This is a genomic window from Okeania sp. KiyG1 (assembly GCF_014132355.1).
In the GTDB taxonomy this organism is placed as follows: Bacteria; Cyanobacteriota; Cyanobacteriia; order Cyanobacteriales; family Microcoleaceae; genus Okeania.
In genome coordinates this window covers 74634-99367 of sequence record NZ_BLZO01000039.1, presented here as the reverse complement: position 1 = coordinate 99367, position 24734 = coordinate 74634, and the positions used below count along the sequence as shown (strand labels likewise).

At 37.3% G+C, this 24734-nt stretch carries 19 protein-coding genes and 1 pseudogene; 11 read left to right on the top strand and 9 right to left on the bottom strand.

Annotation, left to right across the window (positions count from 1 at the left end; genetic code table 11):
- The 4 genes and pseudogenes from SAGCYANO_RS06720 to SAGCYANO_RS06705 form a co-directional block, all read left to right on the top strand.
- Positions 1–590, top strand: a pseudogene (locus tag SAGCYANO_RS06720) (ABC transporter permease); the annotation flags it as partial.
- 1231 nt (positions 591–1821) lie between these two features.
- Positions 1822–2898, top strand: coding sequence for a PotD/PotF family extracellular solute-binding protein (locus SAGCYANO_RS06715; RefSeq protein WP_202219372.1), 1077 nt, complete (start codon positions 1822–1824; stop codon positions 2896–2898).
- A 1497-nt stretch (positions 2899–4395) separates the two neighbouring features.
- On the top strand, positions 4396–5490 hold the full coding sequence (locus SAGCYANO_RS06710) for a patatin-like phospholipase family protein (RefSeq protein ID WP_202219359.1): 1095 nt from the start codon (positions 4396–4398) through the stop codon (positions 5488–5490).
- Positions 5491–6313: 823 nt separating this feature from the next.
- Positions 6314–7453 carry an ABC transporter ATP-binding protein gene (locus SAGCYANO_RS06705; RefSeq protein ID WP_202219358.1) on the top strand — a complete coding sequence of 380 codons (1140 nt, stop codon included), beginning with the start codon at positions 6314–6316 and terminating at the stop codon, positions 7451–7453.
- Between the two features lie 49 nt (positions 7454–7502).
- Here the strand turns inward: SAGCYANO_RS06705 and SAGCYANO_RS06700 are convergent, their stop codons facing one another.
- On the bottom strand, positions 7503–8219 hold the full coding sequence (locus tag SAGCYANO_RS06700; RefSeq protein ID WP_202219357.1) for a Uma2 family endonuclease: 717 nt from the start codon (positions 8217–8219) through the stop codon (positions 7503–7505).
- Between the two features lie 199 nt (positions 8220–8418).
- Between SAGCYANO_RS06700 and SAGCYANO_RS06695 the strand changes: the two genes are divergently transcribed.
- Positions 8419–8652: a hypothetical protein gene (locus SAGCYANO_RS06695; protein ID WP_202219356.1), complete on the top strand. Its 234-nt coding sequence runs from the start codon at positions 8419–8421 to the stop codon at positions 8650–8652.
- Positions 8653–8677: 25 nt separating this feature from the next.
- Here the strand turns inward: SAGCYANO_RS06695 and SAGCYANO_RS06690 are convergent, their stop codons facing one another.
- Positions 8678–9727, bottom strand: coding sequence for a tetratricopeptide repeat protein (locus SAGCYANO_RS06690; RefSeq protein WP_202219355.1), 1050 nt, complete (start codon positions 9725–9727; stop codon positions 8678–8680).
- A 9-nt stretch (positions 9728–9736) separates the two neighbouring features.
- Positions 9737–11155 carry an NB-ARC domain-containing protein gene (locus SAGCYANO_RS06685; protein WP_202219354.1) on the bottom strand — a complete coding sequence of 473 codons (1419 nt, stop codon included), beginning with the start codon at positions 11153–11155 and terminating at the stop codon, positions 9737–9739.
- A gap of 163 nt (positions 11156–11318) precedes the next feature.
- Here SAGCYANO_RS06685 and SAGCYANO_RS06680 point away from each other — a divergent pair, with 163 nt between their 5' ends.
- The 3 genes from SAGCYANO_RS06680 (at position 11319) to SAGCYANO_RS06670 (ending at position 13283) form a co-directional block, all read left to right on the top strand.
- Positions 11319–11684 (top strand): hypothetical protein, encoded by a 366-nt coding sequence (locus SAGCYANO_RS06680; RefSeq protein WP_202219353.1) that lies wholly within the window; start codon positions 11319–11321, stop codon positions 11682–11684.
- A 218-nt stretch (positions 11685–11902) separates the two neighbouring features.
- Complete coding sequence (locus tag SAGCYANO_RS06675; protein WP_202219352.1) at positions 11903–12301, top strand: hypothetical protein; 399 nt, start codon at positions 11903–11905, stop codon at positions 12299–12301.
- A 190-nt stretch (positions 12302–12491) separates the two neighbouring features.
- Positions 12492–13283: a DUF4058 family protein gene (locus tag SAGCYANO_RS06670; protein ID WP_202219351.1), complete on the top strand. Its 792-nt coding sequence runs from the start codon at positions 12492–12494 to the stop codon at positions 13281–13283.
- 400 nt (positions 13284–13683) lie between these two features.
- Here SAGCYANO_RS06670 and SAGCYANO_RS06665 read toward each other — a convergent pair whose 3' ends face one another.
- The 5 genes from SAGCYANO_RS06665 to SAGCYANO_RS06645 all read right to left on the bottom strand — a co-directional run bounded on the left by SAGCYANO_RS06665 (position 13684) and on the right by SAGCYANO_RS06645 (position 19346).
- Complete coding sequence (locus SAGCYANO_RS06665; RefSeq protein WP_202219350.1) at positions 13684–14286, bottom strand: Uma2 family endonuclease; 603 nt, start codon at positions 14284–14286, stop codon at positions 13684–13686.
- Positions 14287–14626: 340 nt separating this feature from the next.
- A complete protein-coding gene (locus SAGCYANO_RS06660) occupies positions 14627–14992 on the bottom strand; it encodes a hypothetical protein (protein ID WP_237395867.1) in 366 nt (121 codons plus the stop codon).
- A 22-nt stretch (positions 14993–15014) separates the two neighbouring features.
- Entirely contained in the window at positions 15015–17177 is a 2163-nt protein-coding gene (locus SAGCYANO_RS06655) for an FAD-dependent oxidoreductase (protein ID WP_202219348.1), read from the bottom strand.
- A gap of 456 nt (positions 17178–17633) precedes the next feature.
- The gene (locus SAGCYANO_RS06650; RefSeq protein WP_202219347.1) at positions 17634–18221 is read right to left on the bottom strand and encodes a pentapeptide repeat-containing protein; all 588 of its coding nucleotides are present in this window, start codon (positions 18219–18221) and stop codon (positions 17634–17636) included.
- A 459-nt stretch (positions 18222–18680) separates the two neighbouring features.
- Positions 18681–19346, bottom strand: coding sequence for a hypothetical protein (locus SAGCYANO_RS06645; RefSeq protein ID WP_202219346.1), 666 nt, complete (start codon positions 19344–19346; stop codon positions 18681–18683).
- A gap of 375 nt (positions 19347–19721) precedes the next feature.
- Between SAGCYANO_RS06645 and SAGCYANO_RS06640 the strand changes: the two genes are divergently transcribed.
- On the top strand, positions 19722–19991 hold the full coding sequence (locus SAGCYANO_RS06640) for a hypothetical protein (protein WP_202219345.1): 270 nt from the start codon (positions 19722–19724) through the stop codon (positions 19989–19991).
- A gap of 79 nt (positions 19992–20070) precedes the next feature.
- Complete coding sequence (purL, locus tag SAGCYANO_RS06635; protein WP_202219344.1) at positions 20071–22389, top strand: phosphoribosylformylglycinamidine synthase subunit PurL; 2319 nt, start codon at positions 20071–20073, stop codon at positions 22387–22389.
- Positions 22390–22877: 488 nt separating this feature from the next.
- On the opposite strand, the gene SAGCYANO_RS06630 is transcribed toward purL, so the two are convergent.
- A complete protein-coding gene (locus tag SAGCYANO_RS06630; RefSeq protein ID WP_202219343.1) occupies positions 22878–23741 on the bottom strand; it encodes a hypothetical protein in 864 nt (287 codons plus the stop codon).
- 123 nt (positions 23742–23864) lie between these two features.
- Here SAGCYANO_RS06630 and SAGCYANO_RS44240 point away from each other — a divergent pair, with 123 nt between their 5' ends.
- The gene (locus SAGCYANO_RS44240; RefSeq protein WP_237395866.1) at positions 23865–24554 is read left to right on the top strand and encodes a hypothetical protein; all 690 of its coding nucleotides are present in this window, start codon (positions 23865–23867) and stop codon (positions 24552–24554) included.
- The last annotated feature ends 180 nt before the right edge of the window (positions 24555–24734 follow it).

Here is a 24734-nt window from a genome sequence, read left to right as displayed (position 1 = left end):
TCGACAATCATCGCCACAATTTTTGGTACTATGATTGCCTTAGCATTGGAACGTTTTCGTTTTCCCGGACGGACTGTATTGGAGGCAATACTTTTTCTACCAATCATTATTCCAGAAATTACTATAGGACTTTCTTTATTAGTTTTCTTTTCTCTAAGTTTTCAACTAATAGAAAATTTTTAGGCATTCGTCTAGTGCTAGGTTTACCTACAGTAATTATTGGTCATATAGCATTTTGTATCTCTTTTGTTGTGGTAACTGTCAGAGCGCGGGTAGCTGAACTTGACCCAGCTTTAGAGGAAGCTGCTTTAGATTTAGGTGCTAATGAATGGCGAACCTTTTTTCGTATTACTTTACCTTTGATTTGGCCGGGAATTTTTAGTGCTGCTTTATTAGCTTTTACCTTGTCACTAGATGATTTTGTGATAACTTTTTTTACTGCGGGAGTAGGTTCGACGACATTACCATTATTCGTTTATGGTATGATTAAATTTTCCGTAACACCAGCAATTAATGCTATATCTACTTTAATGTTAATAGCTTCTTTGATGTTGGTAATATCTGCCCTTTTTGTTGAGCAATTAGAGTAAGCATTTCCTGTGGAATACTGTACAAACAGCCGTCAGCTATTAGCTATCAGCTATTAATTTTGGGGAAGGTACTTTCAGTTATCAGTTATCAGTTATCAGTACCTCTGCAATAAGGAGGCTTGAAATATGAAATATTCTCTTTTTTTTTCCTTAAAAGGAGAGGTTTTAGACCACAAAAATTCGGTAAAAGTAACCTTTGAAATAGAGAAAGAATAATATCATGTTCCGTTGAATACTTATAAATAACTGTTGTGAGGAAGACCGAGTCAGGAAGAGCAAGTCAGGAGGGAAGAAAGGAAGAAAAGAAGAAATATTGGAGATGGGGTATTGATAATTTCAGTATTTCTTTGGTACTGTCGGTACTGTCAGTTCTTAAATTTTATTTATCAAAATCATAAGGGTCTAAAACCCCACCTTTTAAGACGCAATATTTTTGGATATAGCAATCAGGAATCAGATGTGAGAATTGAAGTGTTCCTTTAAAGCATAGAATATAGCAGTTTTCTGATTCTTATGTATTCGTTTCTTCCCTATTCCCTATTCCCTATTCCCTCCATACCTATTCCCTATTCCCTAGAACAAAAGTATCCAATATCTCACAACTAAAATCATATTGCTATAGTTGCTCAAATCCCCGTTACAAAAATAACTTCTGTACGGGCGTTAGCGACAGCTTTGCGTTAGCAAATGGCCATTCGCCCCTACTGACTTCTGACTTCTGACTTAGTTAGAACTGACCCGTCCGCAATTCGTAGCTCCCCTGGAGGAGGAACATTATATAAAAAGTTACTGTCAAAACCTCCTTCCTAAACCTGAGAAGTAATTATTCATTATTAATTGCTGAATGCGAGGGGATTCCCTGTGCGTTTGCGTAGCATCCCGTAGGGAAGCATCTCCGTTGGAAAGGAAAGGAAGCGCTGAATACTAATACCATTTCTCAAAAATTTTTCTACATTTTATTGAGTAGGGGACCCACCCTCGCCCTCCTCCTGGGAGGGAAGTAGAGAGTAGGGGAGTAGGAGAGAAGTAAGAATAATAAACATTAACTGGGCTATTTTTAGCAAAAAGGTGATTCTAACTGTTTTGATTAATTAATAACTGAAGTCTTACCCAAGTATAGCGTTACTTTTAGGAATTGGTATAATAGCTGTTAGCTCCGTATTCCCCAGGAAATTCTTAAAAATTAGGGAATCAAAAAACACCTAAAATGACTAAACAAATATCTGTAAATATGAAAAAACTGATTACTTTTCTGCTGCTATTTACTATGGCTGTAATTTTGCCAATTGGTTGTAGTAATAATAGTCCTAATACTTCAGAATTTAGCAATAATAACGTCCTGAGTATTTATAATTGGTCAACATATATTGCTCCTGAAGTAATTACTGAATTTGAAAATAAATTTAATGTCAAAATCAAATACGATACCTACGAAAGTAATGAAGACCTCTATGCCAAAATCAAGCCAGGAAATCCTGGTTATGATGTAGCTTTTCCGGGTGATTATATGGTGAAAATTCTGGTGTCTGAAGGATTGCTAGAAGAACTGAATCAGGAAAATATTCCTAATATGAAAAATCTCAATGAGAAATTTATTAACCCTCCTTACGACCAGGGAAATAAATATAGTATTGCTTACCAATGGGGCACAATGGGAATAGGCTATAACATCAAAGCAACTGAAGGTGAAATTAATAGTTGGTCAACTATGTTTGACCCTAAATTTAAAGGCAGAGTTGCTCTATTAGATGATATGCGAAGTAGCTTTTCAATTGCCTTAATTTCCCTTGGTTATGACCCCAATACAACTAACCCTAAAGAAATTAATGAAGCTAGAGATTTTCTGATTAAAAATAAAGAAGCGATCGCTGCTTTTGCCCCCGATACAGGTCAAAATTTATTAGACCAAGGAGAAGTAGATTTAACCTGTGAATGGAGTGGGGATATTTTCCAGATTATGAAAGAAAATCCCGACCTTCGTTACGCTATTCCCAAAGAAGGAAGTATTCTCTTAACTGATAATATGGTTATTCTTAAAGGAAGTAATAATAAAGAACTTGCAGAAAAATTTATCAACTTCATTCTCGAACCAGAAATAGGGGCAAAAATTTCCAATTTCATTAAGTATGCAACCCCAAATCAAACAGCAAAAGATTTAGGTTTAATCGAACCTACAGATTTGAATAATCCTGCCATTTATCCCCCACCAGAATTATTTGCAAAACTTGATTATATTCAAGACCTTGGTCAAGCCACAATTCTATATGATGAAGCTTGGACAGAAGTTAAATTAGGAATTGGTAATTAGTAAATTTTAGCTCAACTTTAGAGAGATTTATATTAAAAATAGCAGGGAATAGGGAACAGTAGGAAAAACATTTCCCTGTCTAAAAATTATGTAAGCATTTCCTCCGGAATGCTGCGCAAACAGCAGTCAGCTAGCCTCCTGTCGGAGGAACTGCGTTATCAGCTAGCCTCCTATGGTCTGAACTGCGTTATCAGCTTTATTACCTTTAAAGAAGAAAAAAGCAATTTTATCAAAGCTTCAGAGTACGAATCTCTAGGTTAAGAATGTAGTAGAAATTAAACGAATACTTGCTTCATTCATTAAAAAGCTGTTTGTGCAACATGGCTTAAGAATAGCTGACCGCTAATAGCTGAATGCTTACAAAATTATTATCAAAATAATTGGATTTAAAATCTCCCTTTTTAAGGCGAAATATTTTTAGATGGAGGTTTAAATCCCCGTTAAAAAAATAACTTTTGTACGGGGTATGGCCATTCGCCCCTACTGACTTCTGACTTCTGACTTCCTTAACAATCTATGTCCTAACCTATCTATTTATTGCTATAAATTTGTGTTCCCGTAGCGTTGCGCCAGCAAAACAAAAATCCCCCGTTATAATCTTTGATTTGACCGAAAAATTTGGGTAGTTACGCCTCCTCTTTTAAGAGGATAAAAAAAAGAAGATTCCGTATTTTCGTAGCCTCCTTATTGCAGAGATACTGACAACTGATAACTGATAACTGATAACTGAAATGACGGTGGGAGTGTCAAATAACTTTCTCTGTGCTCCAATCCTGTTATTAACAAAAATCAGGTACTAAACCCTACTTTAATTATAGATATATAGCGTTTCTCAAATTAGTGCGATACAGTTTTTTTTCTTTGTTTCTATCCCCTGTTTCCCGAATTACTACTCCCTAAGCTGTTGTGCATTAAACCACTTATATCATGTCCGGTTAAATAGTTATAAATAAACGACAGAGGAGTCAGTCCTCAGGAATCAGGAGGGTAGAAAGAAGGAAGAAGCAAGAAAAAAGAGAAAGTTTTTTTGATAGCTAATTATCCGGATATAATATTATTTGTTGTGTACTTAATTAAAAGTACAATCCCTATTACTTCTGAATTATAACTTCTGACTTATGACTTGCTAAGGCGCATTTTAAATGCATCTTAGCCTACTCCTTACTCCCTAAAAAAAAAGGAATTTTGTACCTCACACTTGTTGGGAATTATGATGATATACTTGAGTAGTTCAATAGTAAGCATTTCCTGCGGACTGCTGCGCAAACAGCTATTAGCTGTCAGCTGTCAGCAGCAAGACTCTCTTATATAGGAAAGTGTTTAAATTAATATAGACTTTAAGGTCAAGGGAGAAAACTTTTTTAGTAAGAGAATTAAATATTGCTTTTATCATCAACTAAAAGCAATAGCTGATAGCTGATAGCTGACGGCTGTTTGCGCAGCATTCCGGAGGAAATGCTTACGTTCAATAATTATATTTATAAAGGCAAAACTATAATGACTTTCAAAATTCTTAGTTTAGATGGCGGTGGAATTCGTGGAGTAATTGCAGCACGAATTCTGATAGAAATTGAAAAACAAATTAAAGAACAAAAAGGTCAGTATTTACATGAATACTTTGACTTAGTAGCTGGTACTTCCACTGGCTCAATTATCGCAGCGCTAGTTGCTACAGGAACAGACAGCGCTAATATTATCAAACTATATCAGGAAGAAGGAATCAATATTTTTCCATACCAAAATCGCTTGTCGCCCAAAAGATTACCTTTAATTTTGAAATATGGAATTTCTGCTCCTAAATTTTCCAATGAAGGTTTAATTAAAGTATTGAAAAAATACCTTTTACGACAAGATGGAACGGCAATTAAACTTCAGGAAATTAGTGAAATAAACTTATTAATTGTAGCTTACAATATGTTTTTGGAGTCTCCGACTATTTTTGTAAATTATCATCCGGAAATACCTAAACAGACGATTTGGTATGACAATCTCCCTCTGTGGGAAATTTGTGTTAGTTCTTCATCAGCTCCTACTTATTTTCCAGCTTATGAATTGAAAAATGGAGATTTGAGTCTACCACATATAGATGGAGGAATAGCAGCAAATAATCCCACATTAGCAGCAATAACCCATGCAATTAAACTAGGTCATAAACTAGAAGATATTTCGATAATTTCTATTGGCACAGGTGAAACTAGCCAGCCATATAGTTATGAGCAAATAGTAGAATGGGGACTAGCTGAATGGGCAATCAAACTAATTAATATATTGATGAATTCTCAGTCTTCAGCTAATAGCCTTGTCGCAGAACAAATTATGTCTACAAAGAATCCTGAAGGTTACTTACGTTTACAGTTTGAATTAAATAATGTTTTTCAGGAAGGAACAGATGAGAAAAAGGTAATTAACTCTTATATAAATGAAAAAGTAAGTGAAGCAATAGATGATGCTAGAGAACCTCAGATTAATCAACTAATCAGAGTTACAGAAGCATTTATTGAGCAAGGTAAAGTTGCTTATGTAGACTTAGAAAATCAAGTAAATTATCCCTTAGTTAAAGAAGCGATCGCTCGTTTTATTAATGCTAATTAGGGTTTGCTGAAAAAATATGAATAGTAAGGGGAGGAGTCAGGAGTCAGGAGTTAGAAGTTAGGGGAATTATAGAGGAGGTAGTCAGAAAAATTATCCCTGGATTGTTCTGCCATAATCATCCCAAAATACTTACTTTTTGTAGCTCTGAGACACCGAAAACCAGGCACTTTTTTCGACCCTAAAAAGACTAAATCCTTCATATGTAAATGCTTTGAGATGTAATCAGCAAACCCTAATTAGTAAATGATAAATCTGTAGATAATTTGTCCCTAGTTTAATTAATACTATTACGCTTGCAGGACTGCCAAAATATTATACAGTAGCATTTTAAATGCTTGAAAAATACCAGAATAAATAAGGAAGAATGAAAAATCTGACCTTGTCTGAGATTTAAGTTTTTTATACCAATTTGAAAAAAGAACACTATGCTTACAGCACTTTTGAGGATAGTGAGGTACAGTTATAAGACCATTTATTCTTTCCCTGTTCCCTAGAGCAATAAAACTTTGTATCTCATCAACTCAATAACTGCTGTAAGTGATACTTCAATTATTAAGTAATTAACTCATACTGAATAACTTTCTTGATAATTAACACGCCAGTTATTGTTAATTATTCTTATTTTTATATAAAATACGGTTATATAATATATGTTTATAATTCTATAATTACTTCAATCTCCCCTACTCCCCTACTCCCCTACTCCCCTACTCCCTCACTCCCCACTCCCCTACTCCCCTACTCCCTCACTCCCCCACTCCCTACTCCCCCACTCCCCTACTCTCAACTATATAAATAAGTATTTAACCAGATTTGATATAATATGCTATCTCAGACTGTCGAACTCATCAACATATCCAAAGTATTCAAAAGTCAAAATCAAAAAAAATTTATCGCTGTAAATAACATCAATCTCCAGATAGAAAAATCAGAATTCTTTTCCATATTAGGTCCTTCTGGGTGTGGTAAAACAACCACATTAAGAATGATAGCTGGTTTTGAAATGCCCACATCCGGAGAAATTTATATTCAAGGTCAACTAATAGGAAATAGTCCGCCATTTCATCGACCAGTCAATACAGTTTTTCAGAATTATGCTTTATTTCCCCATCTCACAGTGGCAGAAAATATTGCCTTTGGATTAGAAATGGAAAATATTTCACGCCCAGAAATAAATCGTCGAGTAACTGATACTTTGGCTCAAGTAAAATTAACAGATATGGAAAAACGTTATCCCCGACAATTATCTGGTGGGCAACAACAAAGAGTCGCCTTAGCAAGAGCATTAATTAAACAACCAGCAGTATTATTATTTGATGAACCTTTGGGTGCTTTAGACTTGAAATTACGCAAAGAAATGCAGTTGGAATTAAAACAAATGCAGCAAAGGTTGGGTATTACATTTATCTATGTTACTCACGACCAAGAAGAAGCTTTAACTATGTCTGACCGGATAGCAGTTATGTACCAAGGAGAAGTTTTACAAGTAGGAACTCCGGTGGAGATTTATGAACAACCAAAAACTCGTTTTGTAGCTGAATTTATCGGAGAAAGTAACTTTTTAACAGGGCGAATAACTGCACATCAAGAGGATAAAAGTTTAGTGTTAATAGATGGAAATTTACCATTATTAATATCCGCAGTTAATCATCTGCCAATAGATACAGTTATTACTTTAGTTGTCAGACCGGAAAAAATAGAAATTTATCCATCAACTTCTACAGAAAAATCTGATTTTTCAGGGATAATAGAAAATATTGTTTATATTGGTACAGACACTCGTTATGTGGTGCGTTTAACTGACAAAACTAAGATAGTTATCCGCAGACAAAATATTAATCCTTTTCATCTGAATCAATATGCTATAGGTGATAAAATTAAAGTTAATATTCCTGTGGAAAATATTAGTGTACTGGAAGAAAATTTGTCAGAAAAAGAAAGGTTGAAGTTAGGAAAAAATTAGAGTCACTAAATCCAATGAGGGCGAATGCCATTCGCCCCTACATATAATACTACAACTGCTCTGGATCGACACCAAGGGAACGTAACATTTGTTCAAGTTGTTCAGCACGTTGCCGTTCCTTTTCAGCTCGTTGTCTTTCCTGAAGTGTTTCCTCTTCTGGGGTCATAAACCTTTTTCCTTCAGAGTCATACCAATACAACAACTCTCGTTGATAACGGTAATAATTATTAACTTCAGTTCCTATCCCCAGACCTATTTCTGGCATCCACACGGGATTTCCTTGTAAACGTTGATATGCTCCATTTAACAAACGATACACCTCAAAACGCTCATGTTTATCTCGCTGGAAATAGTCTGGGTTATAAATAACATAATACAATACTCCCAACCGAGCGTAATCAGTCATTTTTTCATCGTATTCGTTGCCATAAGTTTTAGAAACAATCTCTAATACGAATATCGGAACAATATAGTTTTCCTCCCAAAGAATATAGGAAGAGCGCAATTGATCATTTTTCAGTGTTGGAACTCCTAGACTGAGGAAACCATCAGGGACTATAGCAACTCTAGGATTTGAGCCAGTGGTGTGGAAAATTCCCATATTTATGCCAAAAAACCAATCAGAGCGATCGCCCCATAACTGATTTAAAATTAGCCATAGCAAGTTAGGAATTAGGATTTGTATTTCGTGATCCACGGGTTGATCGTCTGAATCTGGTAATTCGTCACTTGATGGTAGGTTGAGTAATTGGTTGTTGTTTACCATAATAATTTGATTGTGACATTTTAATTATTTAATTTTAGCAAAAATAGCATTTCTCTGTTGAATGAGGTAAATTTACGATCCCCCTAAATCCCCCTTGGAAAGGGGGACTTTGAATGCTCCCCCCTTTTTAAGGGGGCCGGGGGGGGATCTAATATGATATAGTAGGAGATGGCTAAAGTTAAAAATAAATTGATAGTCTATGTTTACTTACGATCAGGTACTAAATCAAGTATATAATCTTTCCTATACAGATCGACTGAGATTACTAGAAGCATTGCAAAAGATGGTTAATGAGGAGGTAGAAGTAGAAGGAGACTCCGAGGTCATTCCTATTTCTGAAATAAATGAAAGTGAATTAGCTTGGCAAGATTATTTGGCAGGCCGCGATCGCGGCATATCCTCAAAAGAGTTAAAATTGAAACTTTTTGGATAGTGATCGCTCATCTACTCAATATGCTCTAATTCACCATCCCTGCATCCGTGGCAAAATCAGTGTCTGGCCCCAACTTCTCCCGCAACTCCTGACATTCTTTCAATTCTGGCACTCCTAATTCTGTGAAAATAGCGATCGCCTCATCGCAATACTGTCGTGCTGCATCTAAATTTTCTAGGTGTTGATGGCTTTCTGCTATATTCTTGAGAGCTATTGCTTGGCGATGAGGGTTTCCTATCTGCTTAAATATCTCTAATGCTGCTTGTGAATATTCAAGAGATTCAGCATACTTTTCTAACTTGAGCAGAGCTACTCCCCAGTTTCCCAAAGCACTACCCTCCTCAGAGCGGTTGCCTATTTCCCTAGCTATTTGTAAACATTGCTGATGATAGTTGATGGCTTTGTCATATTCTCCCAGGAATAAGTAAGCATTACCCAAATTCCCCAAAGCACTACTCTCCCCAGAGCGGTTGCCTATTTCCCTAGCTATTTGTAAACATTGCTGATGATAGTTGATGGCTTTGTCATATTCTCCTAGGGAATAGTAAGTAATACCCAAATTCCCCAAAGCAGCACCCTCCCCAGAGCGATCACCTGTTTCCCCGGCTATTTGTAAATACTGCTGATGATAGTTGATGGCTTTTTCGTATTCTCCTAGGGTATCGTAAGCAATACCCAAACCACTTAAACAAATACTATCCCAATAATGATCTAACTTACCTAGTAATCTGCTGTAGAGTTGAATACATTCCTCATAGTAACCCCACCTCATTAGTTGAGTGTCTAAATCTTCATTAATTGGTGGTACTTTAATTGTGAGGATTTTGCTAGCTCTTTCCCAATCCTCTACTGCAGCAAGATGATAAAATGCTTCTACATAACCTTTTACTAGCTCTAAGTTATCATTTACTTCTGGCGGACATTTGTAGTGAGTCAACCAATTAATAACAGCCCGATATTGAAGACGCTTAGAACGTGCTTTCATCAATTTTATAGCACCTGGATCGAGTTTCAGCAATTCCAAAACAGATTCAGTAGAAGGTAAGATAGCTTTATCTAGGGGATTTTTGTTCACTTTCTTAAATTAACCATCTTCCTCATCCAATTTCCTTAAATGTTCAAGTGACACACTACGGATTAAATTATGTTGTCTCAGCAGAAACTCACCACTTTCATCCACTCCTACGATTTCAACTAAATAGCGATCGCGCAAAGTCTGTAACGCCACCTCTTGTTCATATTTATCGCAATCCCAATCTTCCAAATGACTCAGCCAAAAGCTCTCTGGCACTTCACACCTATATATTGCACCAGCACAAATCAACCGATAAGCATTAACGGCTTCTTTCTGCAACCTTGAAAAAGCCTTATCTAGTCGCGCTCGGACTATTTTCCGCAACTGACGGGTATATCTGTCTAACTGAAATTTATCGTCAGCACCAGCAGTTATCCCCTTAGTCTTAGCTTCCTCAATTCCCTTTTCCACCTCTTCAATTTCATTACCGTACCTTTTCCAATAAGCTACCACATTGCCATTAAAAGGTTTGCTGCCAATTTCTCCAGCAATGACCCGCAACGCCAAAGGATGACCCTCGTAAGCATTACCAATACGTTGTAGATAGGATAGGTTAGGTGAATTATCCTCAACTTCTAACCCTGTTTTCTTAAATAATTGCAACTGCTCCGACTTGCTCAAACCAGTTAAAGGTTTAGACTCCCAAAAATTATGATAACGTTCAGGAATTTGCCCAGGGAAATCTTGGGAAGTCAAAATGATACGACTTTGACATTCTGGAGATGCCAAAAATTGCTCAAAAAATCTTACCCACAACTCATCCTGAAAATTACTCCATCCCTCATCCTCGTTTCCCACCAAAATATTTTCCAGAGAATCAATAATTACCAGATACCGATGTTTTCGCAAACGATTAACTAATTTTTGTATTAACCTTTCTACATCTTGATAATCATCTTGAGTCAGAGACTCTCCCCACTTTTGCAACCAGCGGATAGCAACACTACGAAAATCTCTACTTTCTCCATCATTATCAAGATTTTCCTGGTGAAACTTGCTCCAGTCTCCCTGCAAAAATTCTTGGTGTAGCTCCACTGCTAATTTTTCTGCCAAAGCAGTTTTACCAATACCACCGATACCCACAAGAATAAGTAAACGACAAGATTCTTTAACTTTTGTAGTAAGTTCAACTATGAGCTTTTCTCTACCCACCCAAGCATCATCATAGGCAAAAAATTCAACTGTGGAATTTTGGGATAGGGGGGTAGTTTCTTCTACAATTTCTTCCCAGTTAATTCCTACATTCTGACAAATGCTAATAAAGGCATCTCGCTCAATTGGAAGCGATCGCCAAAAACGTTTTAATGTTGCTTGCGAGGTTAGTGCTAGTCCCCACCAAGCATCCTCTGTTTTTGTCCAGCCTTTCTTTTTTCTTGCTGCATCAATTTTCCGCAACCCCTCTTGAGAAGCTTTGAGAGTAACAGCCATATTAGTCCTCCCTTAGCTTTACTACACTACTAATAAAATAGTAGCTCACATTTGGCTCACTCTGAAGATGAACCAAAACATTACCTGGGATTTCCACATTACATGAATTATAATTACACTTAAGGATAATTATAACAAAAAATAACCTTTAGTAGTATCAGTCGTGTTAGATAAATCATTGAAGCCAGATTTTGAACCCAATAATTTTTTCAAATCTAACAGAGAGGAACGACTTTTGCTGATTAAAAGTAGTTTTGTTCGCCTCTTATTTATAACTGTTATATGGTATCTGTTTTTTGTTTTATACAGTGCTAGATTTGAAGAAAAACCAGGTTTCACACCGATAATTATCTGGTTGATAGGGATTTATGTGGTATTAGAATTGGTTGTGTTATTACTGAAGTTAAGTAACCAAAATAGTGATGATGAGAACTCTGAAATTCTTAAGCTTCTGATAACTGAGAAAAAAAATGTATCTCCTATTTCAGAACAGGAGCAAACAGAATCTAATCAGGAAAAAGTTGAATAGTAATTCCTAATTAAATTATTAGACAATTAGGTATTGCCCCTCATACTGGACATTTGTTTCTAGATGGGGGGCGTATCTTATGTAGGAAATGTTTTTTGAAAATCACACCATTTTTCTTGACTTTTCACAGTGAATATGATATGTACGGGAATGTACCAAGAAAATGGACTACTATGGTAATATAGAGCTTAACTCAACGGAAAAAATTATAACCTTATATGAAAGACCTAATCGAGATACTAGACTTTATCAGATCTCTACAAGCAGGGGGACTTTTTGGAGGTGGTTTAATCGGTATAATTTATCTATTACTACCAGGTTTTTTCTCTCCTGCTGTACCTTTAGAGATGATCATTATTATTGGCGCTCTATTTGGTGGTGGTTGCCAGAAGTTACTTACACCAGTATCGGAAGAGGTTGTCAAAAGCTGGAAAGATAACCAGGAGAAGTCTCGAAAAGAGGAGAATTTAAAAAAAAGGTGGCAGGTGTTAAATATGTCTGAAGTTTATGGATATATTCCTCCCTCAGAAGCATCAGAGATGAAAGCAGAATTACTAAAAGAGTACATACTACCTGAGTCAGAGCGAAGGCAAATTCGAGGTAATAATGACGATTAGTCAGACAGCTAATTAATAACTTATCGTACCTGATAGGGCAAAAAGTTTACTAATATTTATAAATTTATATTTCAAATAAAATCAATCATAGTAAGTAAATTATATATATTCTGATTTATGTATATAAGGTAGGTATAGTGCCTGCTTTTTTTATTTAAAAAATACATCAAAAACCAAAGGAGAAAAATTAATGCCATCCCCATTTCCTGGTATGGACCCATATTTAGAACATCCTGATTTATGGCCGGGATTACATAATCGACTCATTGTCAGGATAGCTGACTTATTATCTGCTCAACTCGGCGATAAATATTCAGTTTCTCTAGATGTCAGAATGTATGAAACTAACGATATAGAATCTTTACTTGTAGGTATTCCTGATGTTTCAGTGCTGTCAAAAAAAGGTCAAATTAACACTTCAAATTCTACAGAATCTCAAGCTGCCGTAATAGAACCTTCCACAAAACCTACAACAGTGACTCTGCCAATACCAATTAATATTCGTGAAGGATATTTGGAAATTCAAGAAGTAGCAACTAAGGAAGTTATAACTGCTATAGAAATATTATCTCCTGCTAATAAAAGAGGAGGAAAAGGTAGAGAAATGTATCTAGAAAAACGAGAAAAAATATTAGATAGTTTTACTAATTTTATTGAAATAGATTTACTGCGTCGCGGTCAAAGAATGCCTATTTCAAATGATAAAAATAAATCTCATTATCGAATTTTAGTTAGTCGCAAAAAACAGCGACCAAGAGCAGATTTATATGCTTTTAATATCCAAAATAAAATCCCTGAATTTCCTTTACCATTACGCCCAGAAGATACAGAACCAATTATAGATTTACAAGGTTTATTAACTACTATTTATGATGCTGGTCGTTACGATTTAAAAATAGATTACACTCAAAAACCAGTGCCAGAATTATCAGAAAATGATGCAACTTGGGCAGATACTTGGTTGCGACAACAAACTATTTAAGGGTAGCGATCGCTTTCTGTTTAACTACAACTAGACTTAAGGTTGGGGTAGTTCTGAATAGTAATGGTATCTAGGAAAAAGGAATGTCTGATATCAAATCCGGTAGCATCGGTGTAATTAATTAGATGGGGAGTAGGGGAGTAGGGGAGTAGGGGAGATGGGAACCCACCCCTAACCCCTCCGGTGGAGGGGAATATCGAGAAATATTTGGTAATGGTTGAAGATTGAACATTTTTTTATACCGAATTAAACGGATTTGATGTGAAACGGGAGCAAGATGCTCCCACTATTGTGCTTCCTCAAAAAAATAATGAAAATGCACAACTATTACGATGCACCAAGACCAAGGTAGGAAAAATATTAATTTCATCACTGTTTTCTCATTTAATAGATGTTGTTACTAATCCCAAACTTCTGTCAAATCTAAAACAAATCCAGGTAATACATCTTCCCCAGATAAACTATTAGGATTTTCTAATATTTCCACGTCTCTATTTTGGCGATAAATCTCCACTTGCCGATTTTTACTATCAATTAACCAACCTAATCTTGCTCCATTTGCTTGATACTCTTTCATCTTTTTCTGTAACTCGGAAATAGTATCATTTTTAGAACGTAATTCTACTACAAAATCAGGACATAAAGGCGCGAAAGTTTCCTTTTGTTCCCTAGTCAAACTATCCCATCTTTCCTGTTTTACCCAGGCAGCATCGGGGGAACGACTACTACCATTAGGCAGATGAAAACCAGTAGAAGAATTAAAAGCTTCCCCTAATTTTGTTTGACGGTTCCATAACCATAATTGTGCTTCAATACCTAAATTTTGCCTTCCCGTATCGCTTCCTGTTGGTGCCATAACAATTAATTCTCCTTTGGCAGTTCTTTCTAATTGTAAATCTCGGTTAACCAGTGCTAACTCAACAAATTGTTCGTGAGTAATTTTGAGATTAATTTCTTTGGGAATATTAACAGCTATTGTCTGAATTAAATTAGTTGTCACCATAATTTTTTACCTTTGCTGAAAATAACGATATAGCATTTCTCATAAAGATGAGGTACATTTACGATCCCCCTAAATCCCCCTTTTTAAGGGGGACGCGTGAAACCTCTCCCCTTTTTAAGCGGTTCCCCCCTTACTAAGGGGGGTTAGGGGGGATCTAAAACTGTATCTCATAAATTAGAGAAGTGCTATAGAGTCTTTTATCCAATTCTAAAACAGTTAAATAAGCAGTCAGCAATCAGCAGATTTTTTTGGAGACGCCCTCGTTTGCGGAGCATTCCGGAACGGAAAGCAATCTCAAGTCCTAGTTTTTCGTACCTCATGCGTAAGTCCTGATTATATTCTACCAAAGTGGAAAAAATATTGCTATATTAAATTTTTGATGGTCGTGCATTGTAATTATTTTTGTTGTCAGGCGTGAAAGTGGAAAAAATATTGCTATATTAAATTTTTGATGGTCGTGCATTGTAATTATTTTTGTTATCAGGCGTGATAGTGGGAGCATCTTGCTCCCATAGCATCTTGCTCCCATAGCATCTTGCTCCCATAGCATCTTGCTCCCATAGCATCTTGCTCCCATAGCATCTTGCTCCCATAGCATCTTGCTCCCATAGCATCTTACTCCCGTAGTATCTTGCTCCCGTATTCGCGGGTAAGATACCCGCACTACAAGAATATTTACAGCACTTTTGAGGATAGTGAGGTACACTTTTAGGACTATTCCCTGTTCCCTATTCCCTGTTCCCTGTTCCCTGTTCCCTGTTCCCTAGAGCAATAAAACTTTGTACCTCATCAACTAGAAAACTGCTGTAATCAATACCATATTGCGAACGCAATACCAAATACAATATCCTAGACAACTCCCGTCGTTTCAAAGGTTGAGCATCCAGAGGCGTACCAGAAGACCCAAATAACTGAAACACATCAAAATCTCCACTCTTTCCAACAATAAATGCTAACTGCTTCCGCGTACATTGTAAATTTGGAGCAAAATATCCATTTCCCACCCCCGAAACAATACCTTTTGCTGCCATAGTTTCAACTGCACGATAGGCAAAATGCTCTTTCGGTACATCGAGAAAAGTGGGAAACTGAGGATTAAGCATTTCAAAACCCATCACATTTACCACCGCTACCGAAACAACTGCTCGGTTGACTGTTCCCTCTGGATTAAAATATAAATGATTGTAATTTTCAGTCCGTACAATACCTGCCACCGCAAGAATTTGTATCGCCTCAAAGTCTGGGTCGTCATGGGCAATATCGTTATACCAAAATAGGGGAATTTGATTACGAGTTAATAAACCCTGAAATTTATAAATCAGTCGTTTATTTGTGGCAATAGTACGAACATCTACCCCCTCATTCAGAGCAAAAGCAGCTAAATGACCCCCTGCTTCCCCGATCGCCCACTCAACAGCGTGCATCCGATATACAGAATTACTCAAATGAGTCGTGCCAATACTTTTCGCCGATAAAATTAGATTATCTGTATTGATAGGCACCATTGCTTTTAACGCAATAGTAAAAGGCAAACATTTCATCTCATCTTTACTGTTAAAAATAAGATGGTTGGGGTTATCGGTGCGATGAATATCAAACAAAGCATAATGACCGATACCAACGCTATCCTCAAAACATCGTCCCCGTGCTTGTTCGCCATAATATTGTTGGGCAGTATCTCGGTAAACAATAGTTGTTAATGCTATCCCTCTTCTTGCTTCGCGGATATAGGGTTCCAGAGCAATACCATCATTAGTCCAAGTCAAATCTCCCCGTGGTTTTAATTCTCCTACTTGACCTATTAATATCCAGTTATTGGTTTTTAATTCTTGCGACTGGAGATAATAGATATAAGCTTGGGTATATTCCCTTGCTTGCTGAAGATGTTTTTGGCGATTGCTCCGACTCACCCCAGTCAACAGACCGACTTTATAATTATTGGACTCATAATTCAGGATAGTCACATCACCATTACTCGTAGTTGGAATATACCCTTCCTTGAGACGTTTTATTCGTCGATAAGTAAAAATTGCAAACCGCTCAAAAAATGCTCGTCCTTGATAAGTGCTGGTAAATTTATCTGTCTGTAACCAAGGTTCGACGCCATAACCTTCTGGTTTAGCGATGGGAACACCTTCTCCCTCAGCAGTTTTTTCCACAGCAGCACAAAAAGTGATTGACTGTTGACATTCAGGAAAAGGTTGTTGGGGAAGAAGTGGTTCACCCGTGTCGTTTTGTGATTCTTGTCCGACTCTGGACTCAATATTTCCCAATTCTAGTAAGTCGCCTAAGTCTGTCGCTTCAATGGTAATTTGAGCATTGACGGTGAAGCGTTGATTATTTTGCACATCCTGAAAAACAACACCCGTTACCTGTCGTCGTTCATTGGGAGACTGACTAAATAAGACTTCTACAGGTTCAGCAAAAGGTATGAGGGTTAATTTGCCATTGCTGAGAAAATCTTCTATTGCTTCGTTAAGTGCTTGTGCCATAACTACAGTTGTCGTGGCAAAATTACTTACCCAACCCCCACCAGGGTTATCAATTTTCTTACCATTAACTGGTTGGAGTTCCCGACTACGTTCGCGGAATTGCCATTGAGTCTGGGAAAAGGCATATTTGTCTCGGTTTACTTTATCTTCATATATTTCCCCTGGATTAAATTTTTTGTCTAGTTGAGGGTCGTCGGAAGCAGGTAATGCTTGAGTTGTAAATTGTCCGCCTAATATTTGTTTTGGTTGCACCAGGCAAACATTAGCACCCGCTTTTAATGCACCCAGGGTTGCCGAGTATGCTGCTGTGGAACCACCCACTATTAATATCGGGAATGAGAAAATTTGACCGTCGGTGGGTCTGGTAAAAAAGCGATCGTCTAATATACTATTGCTCATGGTTATTTTGGATGTGGAACTTTATAGCAAAAGACTGATTATATCATGTCCGCTTGAATACTTATATAGTGCTACGCGCAAGTCAAAAGTTAAAAGTCAGTAGGGGCGGCCGTTCGCCCGTACAAAAGTAATATCTGACTGAGTTTGAGCATTGATAAATGTCCTATTTGGGTAGTGCTATAAATAAGAGAGTAGAGATATTTGCCTGTGTAACAAGCACGATCAATATTTGCTACAAATAGCTAGTTTATTTTGGCGTTAGTGATTTGAGGTATGATATCTTGTCCGGATAAGAGCGCAAACAAAAAACTTTCTCCCTTTACTACTCTTTCTTCTTCTTTCTTCCCCTCCTGGGAGGGGTTAGGGGTGGGTTTACTCCTGACTCCTGACTCCTGACTTCCCCTCCCCTCCACGGTCGGGGTTAGGGGTGGGTTGACTCCTCCTTACTGAATCAATCTATAACTGTTTAACCGGATTTGATATAATTGCCTCATCAAAAATAGCATTAGTTAAATTTGCATCTTCAAAAGATGTTTTTGATAATTTCTCCAACTTGATCACAACTTGAAAAAACAAAATTATAGCTAATCCAAAAATTATTCCGGAACCCAAAAATAATAACAATGCCTTAACTATATTTCCGGAAAAAAAAGAGATAATACCACTCGAAGCAATAACTGCTGAAGTACCCGTTAAAACCGCAGCAATAATTTCATTCTCCGCATTAGTAATAGCAACCGCCACAACCCCAGTTCCAATTAAAGCAGCAACCCCCGCCATTCCACCAGCAACAAAACTCGCAAAAGCACTCGCAATAGTAACAGCGATCGCAGCTCCAGCACAACGGGCGATCAAAGTCCTAATCTTGCTCCTACATTGTCCAATTCTTGCACCTCGAAAATTGGCCTCTACTAGGATAGCATCCTGAAAATTGCAACCTCTGAGATCGCAACCGCTAAAATTAGCCCCTGTCAGGTCTTGACCTTGAAAATCACGATGTCGTAGGTCTTGGTTAGAAAAATCTAAAGGTAATAGTTGATTCATGGTATTCGATCGGGAAGAAACAATTAAATAGTAGTGGCGTGACAAACCTAAAATGTGGCAATAGTAGGGGCGGGTTTCACGTTAAATTAATGAGTCTTAACCTAAAATCAGATGAACCCGTCCCCAATGATATAATAAATTATTTTAGATGTGTCAGTCTAGTAGAGTAGGCAAAGATTGAGTTATCAATAATTAATGGTCAACCAAATTTGTATTTGCCAACCTTAAAAGTCATAAAATAGTATATATTTAATTAGTAGTAATTTTCGAGAATTATGAGTATTATTGTGGCATTAGTGAGAATAATTCAGTAATATGCCGTCAACCGTTAGATTGATTTTTTACCGAAAAATTGTGGTTTAAAGCCTCCCCTTTTAAGGGGATAATAAATAAAAATTTTCATTATTAGTCAATCCTCTGATTTTCAAGGAGAGGTAATTATTAATTATTAATTATTAATTATTCATTGTTGAAATATTCTTTAATAACAGGTTCAAGAGTAAAAACAGACCCTTCCTTGCTCACATTTTTTTTGATTAAACCCCGTTTTCTTAAAGACTGTATTGTTCCTAAAAAATCGTTATTTGCAGAACATTCTGGTGGTTTACTAGAAATATTTCCTCCTATTTCCTGATTAGCTAACCACTGCATGACTAACTTTTCAGACTCGGATAAGCGCTGATAATGTTCGTGTAATATTGGTTTTAAATCTCCTAAAAATAGATAGGAATAAGATAAAAATTGAGCCACACTACCATTGAATATATCTTGGATAGTAGAAGCTATAATATTTAACCATAAAGGGTTGCTACTGTAAAGATTAATCAGTTCTAACCATCTATCTTCATCAGTTAATTTTTTCGCTTTTAATAATTCTGTTGCTGACTCTCCTAAACCTTGAATTTGTAAGGTGTGGCAGTGACAGTTTTCTGTTTCTAAATTAGCTATTTCTGTGGGTTTTTCCCAACTGAGAAGGAGTAAACAACTGTTGTGAGGAGAATGTGCTATTTCTTTGATGAACTTACCGTAATTTTTGTATTCTGGAATGTAAGTACCGACAAATTCTCCAGTAGTTAATGTTTCTTGGAAGTCGTCGAGAATGATTAGGCAACGATGGAAACGCAAGTAATCTAGAATTGATAAATTTTGTTGTGGTTGGGGTGGGGAGAAAAACTCAATAAAGGAGAGGCTTTAAACCTTAATTATTCGGTAATATTCTTGAGAGCTTAAAATATTTTTCGACAATCGACTTAATTAGGGTTTACCGATCTAATCTAACAGCATTGACATATAAAAGTTTTAGCATTTTTTAGTTGAAAAAAGTCCAAGCTTGATGGTCGTAATGGTTCAAAAAATTAGCATTTTAGGTAAGAGTTGCGCAGAATAATCAAGGGATTATTCTTCTTCTAATGCTGAACGTACAATTGGATGAAATATATCTTTTTCTGCCATAGCTTTAATTGATGGTTTTAACTTACTAAGGTACATTATAATAATGTATTGCCTTACCATGTTGGTTTAGCATTAGGAGCAGTTTGGGAGGAACAAAGACTTTCAATTTCTTTAGCAGGTAATCTGGCACCAGTGGAAGCAAGAGGCTTAGTTGTTGTAGGAAAAATTAGCGATTTTCCACCTGTTCGTTTAGCATTTGCTTGGGCGAAATCTAATGACCCACCTATTATTTTAGGTCAGTTAAACTTTTTTATGGAGTTTGATGTATGTTTTTATCGTTCGCAGTTGGCTTTTGAAGTCTGTCCTAAATTGAAATAAAGTTCAGTAGTAGACTGTTTCACTATTAATGAGATAATAAAACTACAAAAAAATTAACTCGATTTTCCCATTATAAATTATGTCACAAACTCCCTTTTCCCCAGAAGAAATAGCATCCGAAGGCATCAAACCAGAAGAATATCAAGAAATTCTCAACCGCCTTAGTCGCCATCCCAATAAAGCAGAACTCGGAATGTTCGGTGTCATGTGGTCGGAACACTGTTGCTACAAAAACTCCCGCCCCCTACTCAAACAATTTCCCACCACAGGTAAACGCATCCTCGTTGGACCAGGAGAAAACGCCGGAGTCGTAGACCTAGACAACGGACTCCAACTAGCTTTCAAAATTGAATCCCACAACCACCCATCCGCCGTCGAACCATTCCAAGGTGCAGCAACAGGAGTCGGCGGTATCCTCCGAGACATATTCACAATGGGCGCCCGTCCCATCGCTGTACTTAACTCCCTACGTTTCGGTTCCCTAGAAGATGCCAAAACTAGGCGCATTTTTACTGGAGTAATTTCCGGCATTTCTCACTACGGAAACTGTTTCGGAGTACCTACAGTTGGTGGAGAAATTTACTTTGACCCTGCTTATACGGGCAACCCCTTAGTCAATGTCATGGCATTAGGTTTAATGGAAACTCCCGAAATTGTTAAATCTGGTGCATCCGGTATTGGCAACCCAGTCTTATATGTCGGTTCCACCACGGGTAGAGATGGTATGGGTGGAGCAAGTTTTGCCAGTGCCGAACTCAGCGATAAATCAATTGACGATCGCCCTGCTGTACAAGTAGGCGACCCATTTCTAGAAAAATGTCTAGTTGAAGCTTGTCTAGAAGCATTCAAAACAGGAGCAGTAGTGGCAGCTCAAGATATGGGTGCTGCTGGTATTACCTGTTCTACTTCAGAAATGGCAGCTAATGGTGGAGTGGGTATTGAATTTGACCTTGACAAAGTGCCAGTGCGAGAAACTGGGATGGTGCCTTATGAATATTTGCTCTCAGAATCTCAAGAACGGATGTTGTTTGTTGCTGAGAAAGGTCGCGAACAGGAATTAATTGATATTTTTGAACGTTGGGGACTTCATGCTGTGGTTGCGGGTACAGTTATTGAGGAACCTATTGTAAGAATTTTATTTCAGGGGAAAATAGCGGCAGAAATACCTGCTACTGCTTTAGCAGATAATACTCCTATTTATCACCGGGAGTTGTTGACTGATGCACCGGAATATGCTAAAAAAGCTTGGTCATGGAATTCGGCATCTTTGCCATCATGTACGGCAGCAGGTATTGAAGTGCAAGGAAATTGGCAAACTTGGAATGATATTCTTCTGACTTTATTGGATACTCCTACCATCGCTTCTAAACATTGGGTATATCAGCAATATGACCATCAAGTGCAGAATAATACAGTTATGCTTCCTGGCGGTAGTGATGCTGCTGTCATTCGGTTGCGTCCGCAAATTTCTACGGACAACCCACCATTAAATTCTGGTGTTGCTGCGACGGTAGACTGCAATTCTCGTTTAGTTTATCTAGACCCATATACGGGGGCAAAAGCGGTAGTAGCGGAAGCTGCTCGGAATCTCAGTTGTGTTGGTGCCGAACCTGTGGCAGTTACAGATAATCTCAATTTTGGTAGTCCGGAAAAACCTGTGGGATATTGGCAACTTTCGGAAAGTTGTCGTGGTATTGCTGAAGGTTGTCGGGAGTTGGGAACTCCTGTTACTGGTGGGAATGTGTCTTTGTATAATGAAACTCTGGATAGTGAGGGTCATCCCCAGGGGATATATCCGACTCCAGTTGTGGGAATGGTGGGTTTAATTCCTGACTTGACTAATATTTGTGGGCAAGGTTGGCAAGTTGAGGGAGATATTATCTATTTAATTGGAAATTTGGGGATGCGGTCTCTAGCTGCTTCTGAATATTTAGCAACTGTTTATGGTGTGGTTGCTGGGAAACCCAGTGAGGTAGATTTTGATTTGGAGCGTCGGGTACAGGGAGTTTGTCGTCATGGTATTCGTCAAGGTTGGGTAAATTCTGCCCATGACTGTGCTGAGGGTGGTTTAGCGATCGCTCTGGCGGAGTGTTGTATTAGTGGGAAGTTGGGAGCTGAGATTAATTTAGAATTAGCTGAAAAGTCTGATTTTCGCTGGGATGAGTTTTTGTTTGGAGAGGGTGGTTGCCGAATTTTGGTTTCTATTGCGCCAGAAAATCAGAAAAGTTGGGAGTCATATCTCCAGGAAAATTTGACTAATTTTTGGCAAAAAGTTGGTTTGGTGGGTAATGCTGAAAGTGCTTTGCAAATTTTAGTTGATGAGGGTGTGTCTTTGATTAATTTAGAGATGGAGGAAATGAGCGATCGGTTTAACAATGCTATTGAAAGGCGGTTGTAGGTTTTAGGTTGTAGGTGGTAGGTTTTAGGTTGTAGGTTGTAGGTTGTAGATGAAACAAGTTTACCGAAAAATTGTGGGTATGCGTCTCCCCCCTTTTAAGGGGATAAAAAAAGAACATATTCCTTATTTCAAGCCTCCTTATCGCAGAGGTACTGATAACTGATAACTGATAACTGAAATGACCTACAACCATTTTCGGTAGTTCTGGATAGTAATGGTATATGTAGCAAATGAACAATTCCTAGTGTGGGTATCCTCGAAGGGAAGGGAGCAAGATGCTGTATCTGGTATAGAAGGTAGCGGGAGTTGTTTGCGTAGCATGACCTAGGAAAGGGTTTCTTACAATTGTGACTTAATTCTATACACGCTCCGATGCTACCGGACATGATATTACTTCTTCTTTTTCTGAAACTATATCCTCCACATTTCCCTCCTGGGAGAGGTTAGGGGTGGGTTCCCCTACTCCCCTACTCCCCCACTCCCCACACTTAGGATGGTGCTTCGGAGCTGAGAATAACGGTATATTCTCCTAGATCGCTCTGCTGAATGACTACAACTGGAGGACTAACATTTGATGGCACATCTTTTTTTAGTGGAGAAGGGAATATATAATATTGACCGTTTCTATCGAGCAGCAGTCGCCAGGTAACTTCGGGAAAGTTAGGGTCAGTTTTGTTATTGTAATCTCGTAGTAGCAACTCTTCATATAATTCTATATCTCCGATAATCCGAAAATTGTTAATATTAGGATCGTCTCCCAAATCATCAATTTTTCTGCCTAATGGTAGTCGGTTTTCTGGGGTGATTAAAGTTACTACTGGCAAGAATGATGTGTCCCTATAGGAGTCTCGTCTGGCATCAATATTTCCTTTAATTTTACTGAGGAAAAATAGGGTTGTTAATAACCAGGAAATTACGACTATTTCATTAATTAAAGCTTTGTCGTATTTGTGATAGTTAAATTTTGGAAAATCAATACATGAGCGAATCTTACGATATGTCTCAGGGTGTTTGTTTTTTAAGCATCTCAAGAATTTCAAACCCCGTTTATTAAGGGTTATATCTAATTTTCGCGTGAAAAATTTAATCAGATGGAAAAGATTGAAAATAATTGGAACGATAATAACAGAAGCGATCGCCACCAAAATAGTACGGAATAAAGTGCAAAATTCTCCACCGGATAAGTTGCCAAAAAATACCTGTATTGGTGCTATTAAAAATGATTCTAAAGGTAAATCTAGGGTGGTTACTTCTAGTTTAAAATAACTGAAATAAGCCCAACGATAAATCCAACCTGTGAAATATAAACCTATTCCTAAAAAACTTAATAAACTAGCAATTTTTCCCAACATAAATATAAATTATTATATACCTTATTAATTTAGATATACCTTGGCCTAATATCATGTCCGGATATTTTTATGACAAGAAATTAAGCGGATATATTGTTATTTTTTTTCTGAAAAATAGATTTAATGATTGAATTAGTTAGTAGTAAATCATATTTTGATCGACCACCAAAAATGAAGATAACGAAAACTACAATTGTTTTCCTAGTGGTAGTGGCTTGCCTAACTGTAGTGGTTTGTCTACCTGTAGTAGCTCAGACGATCCCTAACGATCTCCCAGAGAAGACACCTGCAACTATAATTAAACAAGATGGCGATCGCCAAACTGTTGTGAAAAAACTTAAAAAACCAAAACCTATTCCAGTCTTACTACCTACTAGGGCCAGAGTCAAACTAAAAGATGGCCATCAGCGAACTGGTTCAGTAGTAAGTGTTAATTCTCAGCAAATAATGATAAAAAGAGGGGAGATTTCTAAGGCAGAAGATATTAATAATATTGAGCAGATTAAGTTTGATAAGAGTGAGTGTTGTTGGTGGCCAAATGGTATTGACATAATAGTTCTTCGTGGGGTTGGAGTGGAGACAATAAGGAAAGACCGACATTTTAAAGTGCGAGCGAATGAGTTGGTATGGGAAAATGTAGAGGAGAAGGCTATTGAGATTAAACCAGAAAGTGTGATTCAGATAGATAATCGACCTATATATACTCCAAATGATATTCCCAGAAGTATGCGGAACGTTCAAGGTCATTATGTTGTGAGCAAGATGGAGCATAAGGAACAAGTGTGGATTATTACTGCTGCATTAAGTTTTTAACTATTAATTGTTATAGCGCTATAAAAAAGCCTTAGTAGGGTGGCTCAAAAGTAATTCCAGGAGTTACGCAGAAGCACCATATTTAGTAGGGGTGTTAACTTAATTGTGCGCTAACTAATGGCTATTCGCTTCTACATATGGTGTATAATTTCATCTTTTGTGTAAGTCTTGATTTCTATA

Bases quoted from the DNA above. Each gene is read 5' to 3' on its own strand.
- SAGCYANO_RS06715 (WP_202219372.1), top strand. From the start codon at position 1,822: ATGAAAAAACTGATTACTTTTCTGCTGCTATTTACTATGGCTGTAATT.
- SAGCYANO_RS06710 (WP_202219359.1), top strand. From the start codon at position 4,396: ATGACTTTCAAAATTCTTAGTTTAGATGGCGGTGGAATTCGTGGAGTA.
- SAGCYANO_RS06705 (WP_202219358.1), top strand. From the start codon at position 6,314: ATGCTATCTCAGACTGTCGAACTCATCAACATATCCAAAGTATTCAAA.
- SAGCYANO_RS06700 (WP_202219357.1), bottom strand. From the start codon at position 8,219: ATGGTAAACAACAACCAATTACTCAACCTACCATCAAGTGACGAATTA.
- SAGCYANO_RS06695 (WP_202219356.1), top strand. From the start codon at position 8,419: ATGTTTACTTACGATCAGGTACTAAATCAAGTATATAATCTTTCCTAT.
- SAGCYANO_RS06685 (WP_202219354.1), bottom strand. From the start codon at position 11,155: ATGGCTGTTACTCTCAAAGCTTCTCAAGAGGGGTTGCGGAAAATTGAT.
- SAGCYANO_RS06675 (WP_202219352.1), top strand. From the start codon at position 11,903: ATGAAAGACCTAATCGAGATACTAGACTTTATCAGATCTCTACAAGCA.
- SAGCYANO_RS06670 (WP_202219351.1), top strand. From the start codon at position 12,492: ATGCCATCCCCATTTCCTGGTATGGACCCATATTTAGAACATCCTGAT.
- SAGCYANO_RS06665 (WP_202219350.1), bottom strand. From the start codon at position 14,286: ATGGTGACAACTAATTTAATTCAGACAATAGCTGTTAATATTCCCAAA.
- SAGCYANO_RS06655 (WP_202219348.1), bottom strand. From the start codon at position 17,177: ATGAGCAATAGTATATTAGACGATCGCTTTTTTACCAGACCCACCGAC.
- SAGCYANO_RS06650 (WP_202219347.1), bottom strand. From the start codon at position 18,221: ATGAATCAACTATTACCTTTAGATTTTTCTAACCAAGACCTACGACAT.
- purL (WP_202219344.1), top strand. From the start codon at position 20,071: ATGTCACAAACTCCCTTTTCCCCAGAAGAAATAGCATCCGAAGGCATC.
- SAGCYANO_RS06630 (WP_202219343.1), bottom strand. From the start codon at position 23,741: ATGTTGGGAAAAATTGCTAGTTTATTAAGTTTTTTAGGAATAGGTTTA.
- SAGCYANO_RS44240 (WP_237395866.1), top strand. From the start codon at position 23,865: ATGATTGAATTAGTTAGTAGTAAATCATATTTTGATCGACCACCAAAA.